The 13,209-nt window shown below is 50.6% G+C and carries 13 protein-coding genes; 12 read left to right on the top strand and 1 reads right to left on the bottom strand.

The genetic code is table 11. From position 1 onward, the window contains the following. The first annotated feature begins 47 nt into the window (after positions 1-47). The 6 genes from F4Y39_06740 to F4Y39_06715 all read left to right on the top strand — a co-directional run bounded on the left by F4Y39_06740 (position 48) and on the right by F4Y39_06715 (position 5,322). On the top strand, positions 48-419 hold the full coding sequence (locus tag F4Y39_06740; GenBank protein MYC13410.1) for a VOC family protein: 372 nt from the start codon (positions 48-50) through the stop codon (positions 417-419). 105 nt (positions 420-524) lie between these two features. Next, a complete protein-coding gene (locus F4Y39_06735) occupies positions 525-1,427 on the top strand; it encodes a GNAT family N-acetyltransferase (protein MYC13409.1) in 903 nt (300 codons plus the stop codon). A gap of 81 nt (positions 1,428-1,508) precedes the next feature. Then, complete coding sequence (locus F4Y39_06730; GenBank protein ID MYC13408.1) at positions 1,509-2,315, top strand: class I SAM-dependent methyltransferase; 807 nt, start codon at positions 1,509-1,511, stop codon at positions 2,313-2,315. 133 nt (positions 2,316-2,448) lie between these two features. Beyond that, positions 2,449-3,237 carry a hypothetical protein gene (locus F4Y39_06725; GenBank protein MYC13407.1) on the top strand — a complete coding sequence of 263 codons (789 nt, stop codon included), beginning with the start codon at positions 2,449-2,451 and terminating at the stop codon, positions 3,235-3,237. 58 nt (positions 3,238-3,295) lie between these two features. Then, the gene (locus F4Y39_06720; protein MYC13406.1) at positions 3,296-4,258 is read left to right on the top strand and encodes a phosphotransferase; all 963 of its coding nucleotides are present in this window, start codon (positions 3,296-3,298) and stop codon (positions 4,256-4,258) included. 29 nt (positions 4,259-4,287) lie between these two features. Beyond that, positions 4,288-5,322 (top strand): NAD-dependent epimerase/dehydratase family protein, encoded by a 1,035-nt coding sequence (locus F4Y39_06715; GenBank protein MYC13405.1) that lies wholly within the window; start codon positions 4,288-4,290, stop codon positions 5,320-5,322. Between the two features lie 35 nt (positions 5,323-5,357). On the opposite strand, the gene F4Y39_06710 is transcribed toward F4Y39_06715, so the two are convergent. Further along, positions 5,358-6,446, bottom strand: a complete 1,089-nt coding sequence (locus F4Y39_06710; GenBank protein ID MYC13404.1) for an aldo/keto reductase — start codon at positions 6,444-6,446, stop codon at positions 5,358-5,360. Positions 6,447-6,810: 364 nt separating this feature from the next. On the opposite strand from F4Y39_06710, the gene F4Y39_06705 reads away from it, so the two are divergent. The 6 genes from F4Y39_06705 to F4Y39_06680 all read left to right on the top strand — a co-directional run bounded on the left by F4Y39_06705 (position 6,811) and on the right by F4Y39_06680 (position 13,194). Continuing rightward, a complete protein-coding gene (locus F4Y39_06705; GenBank protein ID MYC13403.1) occupies positions 6,811-7,728 on the top strand; it encodes a GNAT family N-acetyltransferase in 918 nt (305 codons plus the stop codon). Between the two features lie 3 nt (positions 7,729-7,731). Continuing rightward, on the top strand, positions 7,732-9,390 hold the full coding sequence (locus F4Y39_06700) for a hypothetical protein (protein MYC13402.1): 1,659 nt from the start codon (positions 7,732-7,734) through the stop codon (positions 9,388-9,390). Positions 9,391-9,600: 210 nt separating this feature from the next. Then, positions 9,601-10,416 (top strand): GNAT family N-acetyltransferase, encoded by an 816-nt coding sequence (locus F4Y39_06695; GenBank protein ID MYC13401.1) that lies wholly within the window; start codon positions 9,601-9,603, stop codon positions 10,414-10,416. 33 nt (positions 10,417-10,449) lie between these two features. After that, positions 10,450-11,676, top strand: a complete 1,227-nt coding sequence (locus F4Y39_06690) for a hypothetical protein (protein ID MYC13400.1) — start codon at positions 10,450-10,452, stop codon at positions 11,674-11,676. Positions 11,677-11,702: 26 nt separating this feature from the next. Next, positions 11,703-12,296, top strand: coding sequence for a GNAT family N-acetyltransferase (locus tag F4Y39_06685; GenBank protein ID MYC13399.1), 594 nt, complete (start codon positions 11,703-11,705; stop codon positions 12,294-12,296). A 91-nt stretch (positions 12,297-12,387) separates the two neighbouring features. Next, on the top strand, positions 12,388-13,194 hold the full coding sequence (locus F4Y39_06680; protein ID MYC13398.1) for a class I SAM-dependent methyltransferase: 807 nt from the start codon (positions 12,388-12,390) through the stop codon (positions 13,192-13,194). Positions 13,195-13,209 lie beyond the last annotated feature (15 nt).

The following is a 13,209-nucleotide window of genomic DNA, read 5'->3' as shown; positions in this document are numbered from 1 at the left end:
TCCTGCGCCGTCCAAAAGAATTTCACTGAGACTTCTGGAGGTTCATCATGCGGTTCACTGGCATTTGTATAATAACGCAGAATGTGGACAGATTATGCGCTTTCTACAGAGAAATACTAAAACTTGAACCAGAAGAAGGAAATATATTTGAGATCATTCCAACGGAGGGTGCAGATTTGTCAATCTTCTCCTCAGAACGCACGGAGAAGATGGCTCCTGGATGCCTGAAGGGAGTTGGATATGGTAGCTATACTATCGAGTTTGAGGTAGAAGACGTCGACCGGGAATTTGAGCGTTTGAAAGCCATGAATGTTGAGATTGTTAAATCGCCTACAACCCAATCGTGGGGGCGCCGATCTGTTTGGTTTCGTGACCCGGATGGGAACATCGTCAATTTCTATGCCAATGTGCAGGCTTAAGATTGCTCTGAAAGATGTCAAAGAAATAGTTCGTAACTACTTTCGCCGTCGCAGATGCCAAATGTTAGCCGAACGCGTTCCTATCGACAGCAGAGAGAACAGTGAATGTACAAGCACTCACCTGCGATTGAAGAGTGGCCCCTGTATCGTGCGGGTAGTCTCTCCAAGGTCTGGGCGGAATCAACGACAAAGGCCCCCTTCAGCTATTCGGTTGTTCCCGAAGACTTCGCAAGTGGCCTTGTACCAAATCTGGAAGACAGCGAGTCACTGGCAACAGATAGGGAGCAGAAGTTGCTTGTTGCGTCTGTCGATGCCGAGCTTGTTGGGTTCGCGCACATTTGTGCTGGCCCGGCCGAAGTACGTGGCGAAGACACCGAATGCGGAATCATCCGTTGCCTGGCGTTTGTGCCAGATTTCCCAGTGGTCGGGCAGTTGTTGCTGGAGAGCGCAGAAGGCTTGCTAACAGACTATGGGTACATTGATGCGTTTCCGCTCTATCACGGATACTCGTTTCACAACTATAAGGTTGGCGTCCTGTCTGATCGGCTCGCCCATGTCCGCCAACTTTTCAGTGAGAATGGATACACACCTCACGATGCCCATCTGACCTTGGAGCGACGAATAGGAGGAGTGATCCCAACTACAATTGCAGCGCGGGTGAATGTCGAGAAAGTCCCGACACATGCAGAACGGCCCGACATATTCGTGAGGGCGTTCTCTGGTGATTCCAGAATCGGAATATGCCGCATGTTCAGTTGTCAAGTTTACGCCAACCTTGACGAACTCGCCTCCTGCTGTTACTTGCGATGGCTTGGGGTAGATCAGGAGCACCGACGGCAAGGCATAGGGCACCATCTGCTCAATCTCGCACTGTCTGAGGCACAAGAGGAAGGATATAAGCGCGTGATTCTGAACTGCCGCGAAAACAACATAGCTGCGGTCTCGCTCTATACCAGAGTTGGATTCCGCATCGGTGATGTCTCTTCGGCATACGTGAAGAGGCTGTAGTTAAAGAGCACCCAACATTCGATTCTCTGAAAACAACCACGTCATAAGGACCAGACTGACCTCTTTCTCAAGGACAACGCAATGCAGCAGCGATACGACGAACGCGATCTGTACACCGGACTGGCGTCCGTCCATTGGGCCACAATATCGGTTACCGATCCCCGTAGAGACCAGGAATTCTATCGTTCCATAATCGTGAAGAATTCAGGCAAAGCGCTCGAATTAGGGTGTGGCGCGGGTCGCTTGTTGATCGCCTATCTACAGGATGGACTTGACGTTGAGGGAATAGACATATCAGCAGATCAACTGGCAGTGTGCCGCCGGGATGCAGAGCGTGTCGGAGTCAAACCGGTCCTTTATGAGCAATCTATGCAGACATTCGACGTTCCGCATAGCTACAGTACCATTTACATCCCCTGTGGGAGCTTCGAGTGTGTCATGGATCGCGCCGAGGCATTGGAGACATTGCGACGTTGTTTCACCCACCTGGAACCGAAAGGACAACTCGTATTCGCCTGTTCTCCGGGGAACCGGAACTACTACGGCAGTAAAGAAGAAGCGAAGACCTACCCAGGAGAATGGACATTGCGATCAAACAAGGCGCTTCCAGACGGCCGACGATTATTGGTATATCTACGAGACACGGGAGAGGACCCAGTTGAACAGATCCAGATGCAGGAACGTCGGTATGAGGTCCACGATGGTGACCAGGTTACCGAGGAAGAGGTGCATGTGGGCCAGACGCGTTGGTATCATCGCAATGAGGTGCTCTGGATGCTACAGTTGGCGGGATTCGCCGACGTGGAGGTGAAGGGTAACTTCTCGGAAGAGCCTCTGAACACTGAGCATACGGACATGGTTTTCGTGGCCACGAAACCGGCTGGTTAGAACCCGCATTCGATCAACGGCGGCGACAAATTTTCCGATGGTCAATGCCTTCGAGAGAGCGCACTACAAGCAGACAGAACATTGGTGGGGATTCGAAATCCATTTGAACAGCAAAACATAAAAAAACAAGTCTATGGAACACATGGATTCGTACTTGATCTGCACCACCCCACGCACAGGCAGTACCTTGTTGTGTGGATTGCTGACGTCCACGGAAGTCGCGGGTCGTCCTGAATCATACTTCCGCCAGCCCGACGAGCAAATGTGGGCCGCCCGATGGAACATTGTCCACTCGTCTGATGAGGTCTTTGAATATTCCGAATATGTGCGAGCAGCCCTTGCCGCAGGCAGGACCCAAAATGGCGTGTTTGCCGCAAGGATTATGTGGGGAACCTTGGACTATGTGGTCGACAGGTTGGGCGCGGTCTATCCAACTATCACTGGTGGCGATATCGACCTGTTGAACCGAGTGTTCGGCCATACGCGCTTTGTCTATCTCCAGCGCGATGATGTTCTGGCGCAGGCCGTGTCCTGGCACCGCGCCGAGCAAACCAACATCTGGTTCAAGACCGATCAGTCGGAATTGGAACAGCCAGAACAGGAACCCAGGTTCGACTTCGACCAGATCTGCAAGTTGGTTCAGATGATCAATGAGCACAATGCGGCATGGCGGGTGTGGTTTGCTTCGGTTGGTATTCAGCCTTACCTTGTGCAGTACGAAGACCTTGCCGCCGATCCCGTCGGTGAGACCTGTGGCATCCTTGACTTTCTCAAGCTAGAGCTACCATCCGGGCGTGAGATTCAGACACGCCACAGGCGTCTGGCTGATGACCTCAACGCCCAATGGATCAATCGCTACCGAGCCGAGCAAGCAAAACGCTTGAGTGTGTCCTCAGAGTCCGAAAAAGACAAACTCCTATAACACGACCGTGCCCTACGGGGATGTTATACGCTAACTAAACCGTTCTAAAAACAGGGCGATTGTGCAGATCGAATCAAAGGGGTGGGGCTTGGTACTTTTCTCTACCAATGATATCGCGAGGCTTTTGCAGGATCGGTGGGGAATCAGAGGGAAAGTCGATTCCGTCGTTCCCGGCACCTCGAAGGTCTTCCGTGTCGAGACAAGTAAGCAGCTATACTACGCTCGCTTGAGCTCCTCGCGCAGGGGTTTCTCTGCTGATCAAGTGGTTGAGTTTATCAACTTCCTTGGCAACTGGGGCGCGGCGGTCCCGGTCATCATCCCAACACAGGACGGTCAGCTTGCTGAGCCGATAGGGAATCGCTGTCTTTCGGTTGAGCGGGCTCTGCCGGGAACAATGTGTGATTCCACATGCCTTTCGATTCTCCCCGAGGCAGGTAAGCAGTTGGCCAGGCTCCATGATATCTCCGTTCACTTTCCCGGCCGCCTTCGGGAAAAAAGACCCGTTCGCGACTTCGTGGGTCCACGCCTGAGGTCGGTTTTGTGGAGCCGGATTCCAAATGAGGCAAAGGAAGCGATTACTTCTCTCACAGACAGTCTCCCTTCCGGGCTTCTCGATGTTCCTGTAGCCTGGGTATTGACGCACTACGATTTGCGTTCGGCGAATGCTATCCGCGATGGAGAGAATGTGGCGTACACAGATATTGGTGCTGTCTTTCAACCCCGGCTCTGTGATCTCGTAATGGTCCAAGATCGCTGGCTTCTTCATGATCCAGCTGGGGACGCTCGACTCCTCACAACTGAGGAAACAAGGCAGTTTTGGGAGGGATATGTTGCCTTGAGTCCACTTTCGGAAGAAGAAAAAATAGTGGTGGGCATCATCTGGGCATCTTACAGCGCAGATCGATTGTCTCACTGGCTATACACAGGACAGAAACTTAATGTGTGGGAGTTTCGCGAGCGGCTTGCTGTCACTCCTGAACTGCTGAGATTCCCCGAAGAGATCTTGAAGGACATCGGTTAGATTCCATTCCTATATAGAGCAATGATATCATGAACATACTCGTCATCGGTGGCACGCGCTTTATCGGTGCCCATGCTGTCGCCAGGCTGGCTGAAGCCGGTCATACCGTCACCGTCTTCCACCGGGGCAAGCACAACGCCGATCTCGTTCCGGACAGCGTCGAGCATATTCACGGCAATCGACTGGACCTGGGCGACTTCCGTGAACAGTTCCTATCGCTGAAGGTGGATGTCCTCCTTGACACGATTGCCATGAACGAGCAATTCGCGCAGACATTCACCGACACCATGCAGGATGTTGCGCCCAGAGTTGTCGTCCTCTCGAGCGGTGACGTCTATCACGCCTATGACATCATGAGAGGATACGGAACAGGTCCGCTTCAGGAAGTCCCCATCCGCGAAGACGGAGACCTCCGCACGCGACTGTATCCCTACCGCGGCGAATCGCTTCGGTCTGACAACGACCCGCACAAACACATGGATTTCTACGACAAGATCCCCGTGGAGCGAATACTTTCACAGGCGTTCGACACGACGATTCTCAGATTGCCTGCCGTTTATGGTCCCGGCGATCACCGTCCCTGGGGATACCTCAAGAAGATGCTCGACGGTCGGTCGGTGATTTTGCTGGGTGAAGAGAGCATGCACTGGCGCTTCATCCGCGGATATATCGACGATGTCGCCGAGGCCATTGTCGCCGCGACAGTAAACGCCTCAGCTACCGGACGCATCTACAACGTGGGAGACGGAAATTACTGCACGGAGCGAGAATGGGTTGAATCGATTGCAAAGGCTGCGGGCTGGAAGGGCGAAATCCGAACGCTCCCCGAGGACAAGCTACCCGACCATCTCGGACAACTGGCGAACCCCGCGCAAGATCTGATCTACGACGTCAGCAGGATCCGCGAAGAACTGGGCTGGGAACACAGGACGGATTTGAACGTGGGCATGAAGCGTACGGTTGACTGGGCACGCGAGAACCCTCCAGAGGCATACGATCAGTCCATCTTCGACTATGACGCAGAAGATCGTGCTCTGGCAAGTGCTGTAAAAAAGGACAATTAACGCAATGGGACGTGCTTTTGGAATTTCTCATGTGGTCATAAGTGCGCCAGTTTGAAAGCGTCGAATACTTCATCGGGCAATGGTTTTAATACAGCAGCCACGTTCATTTCCAACTGTTCAATATTCATCATGCCAATTGGATTGCCATGTATTCGAGCTTCTCGCAGGCAAAATTGTAGAGCGAGTTGGAGCATATCAACATTTTGCGATTTACACCAGAGCCGGATATTTTCAGCCTGGTGATGATCCTCCTTCCATTCCTGTCGGGGGACAAACGACGCAACGGGTAAACCCGTTAGCCAACCTCTAAAAATAGACCAGGCGTTGAGTACCCCGATGTCATGCGCTGCTGCCGCTGGCAGAATATCATCCGCTGCATTTTGGCGAAGCAGATTGTAATCAGAGTAGGTCAAAAGGACATCAACCCGCCCTGATTCAATGGCTTTCAAATGAAAGGGAGGGTGGTGCATGCCATAGCCGATAAAATCTACCAGACCGCGATCTCGGGCTTGTTCCAGACCTTCGAGAATACCGCCCGGTGCAAGGGATGGTTCAACAGGCCAGGGGCCGTGAACGAGCAGCGCATCGAAGCGGTCAATTTCTAAGCGTTTGAGTTGATCTTCAATATCTGGCAGCACGCGATCTGACGAATAATCAGCGATTTCTGATGCATATTCAGGATCTCCTTTTCCAAAGAGACCCCATTGACCACTACCGTGACAACATATTCGGCCAGTGATGATTAAATCCTCTCGTTTGATTGCGTTTTGCTTGATTGCCAACCCTATTTTGCGTAGCGAATCTCCATAGCATCGAGCGCAGTCAAAGTGATTGACACCCAGTTCTACAGCGCGTTGCATGAGCCTTATGGCAGTTTCATCACTTACGTGGCCGAACCGATTGCCAAATCCATCACTTCCAAAGGCAATTACTGGGATGGACAATTCCGTTTTTCCCCAACGTCGCCGTGGACAGCAGCCATCTTTCGGGATATCCATAGAGTACCTCCAAATAAAAAAGGCCACAGCATCCGTTTGTGCAGTGGCCGAAACAAAAAAAACGCCATTCAAAGCGAATAGCGCAACCTGTTGTTTCTGTTCGATTCTCGTTCGTGGCATACGCATGCCTCTCCCTCATAGAGGAACCGTCATCATTTTACACAAATGCCTCACCTCCTTTTCGGCTTAGACTCTTTCTCACTTTATACCCATGAGCGGATGCACTTTTGGATCAATCCAAAGAAAAGGAAACGCTATGCGCGCAATCTGCTCAGTGCTCTGTCAAAAAAATTCGCTGACATATTTTCTCATAGACTGGATTACTGGCGTTGTGCTTCGCGTGGCGGCTAAAACCATGCCGCAATGACAACCGCTTGGAGCCTGCCCCGTAATGCTCTTATACGGGGTCACGCCTGCATGTCTTAAGCAGGCGTCCAGTAAAGTAAAAAATAAACTTATTTGACAGACTACTCAATATAAGGGGCGTCTCATGGAATTGAGTAAACAGAAGCACCCTGTTATGCCTGTTGGTGTAAATTTTAGAACACCCGTTTCTGATGATCTCGAGGCGATTCAGGCTGGCTGGAAAAAGGCAGTTCCCTTTGCCCCACTCGAAAGCTGGTTGGAGTCATTCAGGGACTTTGTTCTGCCTTCAAAAGAAAAGGGATTTTCAAAAATCGCGGTACGCGCTGGAAAAATCATCGGTTTTGCCAGCGTATTGGGGGAAGCACTTCGCGCGATCTACGTGGAAGATAAATACCGACGACAGGGCATTGGGACTGCTCTGTTATCCGAGATGATTGAATCCGTCCAATCGAAGGGAGGCAGCCATCTCAATGTTGCAACATCGCACGCCTGGGTTGGGACGATAAAGGGAATCGACGTCCGCCATGCAGAGGCCATTCGCTTTCTTGGGCATCGCGGTTTCGAGAGGGGCAGGATCATAACCGATGTTGAGGCCGAATTTCAAGACATTGAGGCCGCACCCCAACCCCGGTCCTTGAAGCATGTGGTCTCAGAATATCGCACTGAAGAGCTGGAAGATATGATAGCGTTTGTCAAGCGACTTGGGAAGAAAGTGTGGGTCTGGCCCGACTGGATCGATCAATACCGTCACTATAATCAGAAGCGGGTTCGATTACTGGCGCGCGTAGATGGAGAGTTAATCGGTTGTGTTGATGCGTTGATTAGCCCAAGCGGAGTCGCAGGCATAAGCTACATCGCTTTGCTTCCCGACTATCGTCGCCGAGGGATTGGCTCCGGCCTTCTGAGGGAAGCCGCCAAAATTCTCAAGCAGAGAGGAGCGACATCAATGTTTGCTCCGATTGTTCCGCGTAAGTTCTATGAAGTCAACGGATGGCGTGTGAATCGCGAGTATGCCGTTATGACAAGGCAGCTATCTGGATAGAATTTGCTACCTCTCGAAAAAGATCAATGGTTCGGACACTTTTTGATAGATTCTCAATCAATTATGAGAGATTCGAAGCTGATCATTGTAGATGGTTTCAACGGTTCGGGTAAATCTACTACTGCTGAATTGATATCGCTACACCTTCAGGGAAGCGGTATAAGAGCCTGTGACATCCTTGAGGATCATCGCCCCAATCCTGTACGAATGGGCGATCCTTTCTATTTTGATTCTGTGGATGCCTGGATAAGCGAGAAGATCAAGAGGTGGGAGGTTTTTGCCGCGCAACTTAAATCAAGTTCCGAAATTGCTGTCTTGCACGGTCAAATATTCCATGAAACCGTCGATTCCCTGCTTTACTTTGGAACGCCAGAGCGTACCATTCGAGAAGTCATAGACCAGATATTGAGTATCATTCATAAGATTCACCCAATACTGATCTACCTTTATCAGACGAACTTACGAAAGTTCATAAGGAAGACGTTTGATGATCGGGGTCCTCAGTGGACCAATATGCAGATCAACTGGAAGGTTCATAACCGACCCTATGGCCAGCAAAATGGGCTTCAAGGGTTTGACGGTTTTGTCAAATTGTATTCGGAATGCAGAAATTTATCCACTCAAATCTTTGAGACTTTAGATATTGAAAAGCTAAAGATTGACGTCGGCAAGCGTGAATGGTCTGCCTACACCCATAGAGTACTCAAGTTTCTTTCTGAATGTTTACAACAGCAACTGGCCTCCGATCTGAATTGGAATTATTGCACTGATCATGATGGAGATGTTGGCATCCTTCGCAATTCTGATACAGAGAATCTGCACGAATTAAGCACCCTTGTTAACATAGGCCGAGATTTAAGAATTCGAGATAACATACGACTGAGTGATCTTCAAGGTCTATCTCTGCTGGAAAGTATTGGCGGCGACTTACAAATTGCACAGAATGACAGACTCAAAACCTTAGATGGCCTGAAAAACTTGCAGGTGATTAAAGGAGAGCTTCAAATTGTCAACAATAAAGATCTGAGGGATTTGCTCGGTCTGGAGGGATTCTCAAAAATTGACTTGCTTAGAATAATCGGAAATTTGGGGCTGAAAAATCTCCGCGGGTTGCATAATGTGGAGCGGATTTCCAGAAGTATCATAATCGACGGCAATGCCAATCTTTCAAGTTTAGAAGGTCTGGAGTCTTTGGAACAGGTAGGAGGAGATTTCTTTATAGGAGGACGAGCCGGAAACGCGTCATTGAAAACATTATTTGGGCTTCAGTCACTTTCCAGAATTGGCGGTAATTTTGACATCCAAAAGAATAGGGCACTTCGATCCCTAAACGGGCCAAACCGGATGTCAAGGATCACTGGACGCCTTTTTGTTGAAGAAAATGAGGAACTGATCGACCTGGGAAATCTCTCTACTATAGTATCGATTGGCAGAAGACTCAGGATCGCGAATAACCCCAAATTGAAAAGCATCGAAGGTCTATCAGGTCTTCAAAGTATAGGAGCGGCAATTGAGATTATCGGCAACCCTTCCTTAGTGAGTCTAAAAGGGTTAGACCAAATCCAAACTGTTGGTAGACATATTACGATATCAGAGTGTCCAGGACTACCAGAAACTGAAATCACGCTATTCTTTGATCGGATGGGGCGTAAGCGCCAGTAAGGACCAGGCTGACCATTTTCTCAGGGACAATGCAATGCAACAGCGATACGACGAACGCGATCTATACACCGGACTGGCGTCCGTCCATTGGGCCACAATATCGGTCACCGATCCCCTGAACGCTGAGCATACGGACATGGTTTTCATAGCCACGAAACCGGTTGGTTAGACCCCGCGTTCGGCTAACAAAAGCAGACAGAGTGAGACACCATGCACCGACTTCACAGTAAAAAGACCGCGTCAATTCGGCCTCATTTTGACACGCCTAACCTCCGCCTCGTTGTAGATAGCATTATCGATGGCAAAACCCCTGCCAGAGTCTGGGCAGACGATCCAGCTACCCCGAGGACCGTATTAGCCTGGGAAGGCCGGTGTATCTACCTCGTAGGAGACTTTGAAGGCGTTGAAGCCAACAATGGGCTGCGAGAGATCTTCTCGACTGAAATCCAGCCAGAGGGTCAGTCAAGAGAACTCGGGTTCTTCAAGCTCTACTATTCACCAGATGCATGGAGCCTCCGGCTGGAGAAGATTTTCGGCCCGCTCTCGCACACGAACGTGGAAAGAAGGATTTACTGCTCTGTTCGGGACAGCTCATCGAGAATTGACGTCCCATCGTTCCCGCTGGAGATCAGGCAGATCGACGCCCAATTGCTCCAAGGTGACTTTGCGCACATTGGCACGGTCAAAGATGAGATCCTGGGGGGCTGGCCATCCCTCGAAACATTTCTCGACCAGGGATTTGGCTTCGCGATGCTCGATGGAACTTCTGTTGTCTGTTGGTGTACAGCAGAATACGTGAGCGAAGGCAAGTGCGGCATAGGTATCGAGACGATTGAAGCATACGAGAGAAGAGGCATTGCTACTGCGGTGGCTAGAGAGTTTGTCAGGCATGCCCTTGCTTCAGAAATGAATCCCTACTGGGACTGTTGGGCAAGCAACATACCATCGGTCAGGGTGGCAGAAAAAGTGGGGTTCGCTGACAGTCACGAATACGAGATCGCAATTGGCACATTCGGCGACGGATAGAGGATCGCACGACACATAACACGACCGCGCGAAATGAGTAAGCCCATGATGAACGAAGTAATCACGGCATCTCTCAATAAGGATTCGGCTACCTCGGGGATTCAGGAGGCGATTGACGCCCTTGGCGAGCGAGGTGGGAGCGTTCGGATTCCGGCAGGCAAATGGCGGCTGCGTCAGTCGATTGTCCTCCGAAGTGGCATAAGCCTCATCGGCGATGGAACAGCTACTGAACTGACGATAGCTGCACCCAGAGCGCGATTCCTGATTCGGGATGCACGCAAAGGTTCCCGCAGCATCTACTTGCGTGGACGAGTGCCTTTTGTAGCAGACGATGGCGTCGGGCTGAACGACCGACCTCGCCAATGGTGGGATGGGACCCACGCGCTGGTGAAGTCGGTAAAGGGCAACCTCGTTCGCTTGAGCGAGCCACTGAACAGGGGCCTGAGGGTGAAAGAGGGAGCCCAGATCGTCAGCCTCTTCCCGGGTATTACCGCTGTCCGTAGAGACGAGGTGAGCTTGCGCGACTTGACGCTGCGCGGGTCGAGAGATCCCAAAGGGCGCTGGTGGCAAGACTTCACTTACAGCGCTGTACACACTGTCCACTGTAGAGGTGTACGCATCCAGAATGTAGCGGTCATCGACTGGCCGAGTGACGGCATCAGCGTGCAGGGCGGCTCGGATGTCCAGGTCACCCACTGTCAGGTTCGCTTTTGTCGCGGACACGGATATCACCCCGGCACTGGTATAGAACGCAGCATTTGGTCACACAACATCGCCATTGGAAACGGCAGAGACGGTCTGTACTTCTGCGGCCATGTGCGCGACTCTATATGTAGCGACAGCGTGTTCACAGGCAACGACTACAGTGGCATCGGCGGTGTAGGGCACGGGGAGGATCATCACAACATCATCAGCAACAATGTGTGCTCAGAGAATGGCAAGTGGGGCATTAACGCAAGCGATGGCGTGGAACATGTGATCGTCGGGAACATCCTCCGTAGCAATTCCTGGAAGAAGCCAGGAGCTTATCCCGCTCTGCGTCTGCACAATGCCAAAAGATTTCTTGTCCAGGGCAACCGTTGCGCCGATGATGTTGACAAATCTCCGACTGTTGGAGGCGACACACCGTGCCAGACGCGAGGCATCGTCGAGAGTGGCCACAGTGACTGGAACCTTGTGAGTGGCAATGTCTGTATAGGAATGGCCGAGCCGATCACGGTGATAGGCCACAACTCCCGCGCACAAGGGAATCTTTTGTGAAGCGGAAAACAAAACCCGGATACTGAATGTCTCCGCTTTATCTTAATGAAAGCATACCATTGATGCCTGACCTAACTGGAAATCGAATCTTTCTTAGAGAATATACTTCAAGTGATCTGGATATGGTTCACCAATGGATGAGCGATTCTGAAGTCATGAAGTTTCTGAGTTGGGGCCCGACAAAAACAAGAGATGAGACATTTATCCAATTGGCAGATTTTATGCGCCATCGGTTTGAAGAAGATCGACAAGGCTATTATTGGCCTATTGTGCTCAAATCATCCCATCAAGTGGTTGGTCACGTTGACCTTCGATGGATAAGCAAAAAGTATGGTGGTGGAGATGGAAATGTTGGGTATTTCATGAACAGATCCTATTGGGGCAAAGGATATATGACCGAAGCCGTGAAGTTGGTCATTGATTTTGGCTTTTCGAAACTTGGAATGCACAAAATTTCTGCCTCCTGTATCAAGGGAAATATCGCATCCGAAAAAATCATGATCAAATGTGGAATGACAAAAGAAGCGGAATATCGCGAGGGAGGTATTCGGTTTGACAAGTGGGTGAATCGATTGGTCTATGCGATTTTGGATTCAGAATGGAAGTTCGGCAAAAGCTGACACCTCTTTGCCTCCTCCAAAATGCATCCTTTAAAGTGTTTTTATAGGCTAAATCATTGGTAAACCTTTAAACATTTTGGAGGATATTTTCATGAAATTCGACGAACGAGATCTGTACACTGGACTCTCCGCACTTCATTGGGCTACGATATCGACGTCAGACCCCCGCATAGACAAGTCATTCTACAAAGGCATCCTTGAGAAAGCCGGAAGTAAGGCTCTGGAACTGGGATGCGGAGCGGGGCGGTTACTACTGACCTTTTTGCAAGAAGGATTTGATGTACAGGGGGTGGACATTTCGGGCGATATGCTATCTGTATGTCGCCAGCATGCGAACGCGATGGGGCTGGACCCCGTGCTCTATGAGCAGCAAATGCAGCAGTTGGATCTCCCCGATCGATTTAATGCCATCTATATCCCGTGCGGTGGTTTCCAGTGTGTAATGGGACGGCGAGCGGCATTGGAAACGCTCCGCCGATGCCACGCTCATTTGGAGCCTGGTGGAATTCTCGCCTTTAATGTTGCCCCAGCCCATAGTTTTTATTACTGGGGACCCAAAGAGATTCACGCGTGGCCTGGCGAGTGGAAACAGATCGCCAACAAGGAGCTTGAAGACGGAAAGCGCCTACTGGTTTACCACCACAAAATTTTTGAAGATACGGTAGAGCAATATGCTGTCCGAGAACGGCGATACGAACTATACGAAGGCGACCGTCTCATAAAAGAGGAGATTCACACCGGACAGACGCACTGGTACCATCGAAATGAACTGATGTGGATGCTGGAATTGGCAGGCTTTCAAGGTGCCGATGTCAAAGGCGATTGGACAGACGAGACCCTGAATTCTGAACACGAAAAAGAGATGGTCTTCGTTGCTACCAAGAATGAGGATAAGTGACAGCAAGCATAGTGT

It is taken from the genome of Gemmatimonadota bacterium (genome assembly GCA_009838845.1).
Taxonomy (GTDB): domain Bacteria; phylum Latescibacterota; class UBA2968; order UBA2968; family UBA2968; genus VXRD01.
This window is presented reverse-complemented; position numbering and strand designations above follow the sequence as displayed.

What these genes read in the sequence shown, in the direction of transcription:
- F4Y39_06740 (MYC13410.1), top strand. Translation starts at nt 48, where the DNA reads ATGCGGTTCACTGGCATTTGTATAATAACGCAGAATGTGGACAGATTA.
- F4Y39_06735 (MYC13409.1), top strand. Translation starts at nt 525, where the DNA reads ATGTACAAGCACTCACCTGCGATTGAAGAGTGGCCCCTGTATCGTGCG.
- F4Y39_06730 (MYC13408.1), top strand. Translation starts at nt 1,509, where the DNA reads ATGCAGCAGCGATACGACGAACGCGATCTGTACACCGGACTGGCGTCC.
- F4Y39_06725 (MYC13407.1), top strand. Translation starts at nt 2,449, where the DNA reads ATGGAACACATGGATTCGTACTTGATCTGCACCACCCCACGCACAGGC.
- F4Y39_06715 (MYC13405.1), top strand. Translation starts at nt 4,288, where the DNA reads ATGAACATACTCGTCATCGGTGGCACGCGCTTTATCGGTGCCCATGCT.
- F4Y39_06710 (MYC13404.1), bottom strand. Translation starts at nt 6,446, where the DNA reads ATGCGTATGCCACGAACGAGAATCGAACAGAAACAACAGGTTGCGCTA.
- F4Y39_06705 (MYC13403.1), top strand. Translation starts at nt 6,811, where the DNA reads ATGGAATTGAGTAAACAGAAGCACCCTGTTATGCCTGTTGGTGTAAAT.
- F4Y39_06695 (MYC13401.1), top strand. Translation starts at nt 9,601, where the DNA reads ATGCACCGACTTCACAGTAAAAAGACCGCGTCAATTCGGCCTCATTTT.
- F4Y39_06690 (MYC13400.1), top strand. Translation starts at nt 10,450, where the DNA reads ATGAGTAAGCCCATGATGAACGAAGTAATCACGGCATCTCTCAATAAG.
- F4Y39_06685 (MYC13399.1), top strand. Translation starts at nt 11,703, where the DNA reads ATGTCTCCGCTTTATCTTAATGAAAGCATACCATTGATGCCTGACCTA.
- F4Y39_06680 (MYC13398.1), top strand. Translation starts at nt 12,388, where the DNA reads ATGAAATTCGACGAACGAGATCTGTACACTGGACTCTCCGCACTTCAT.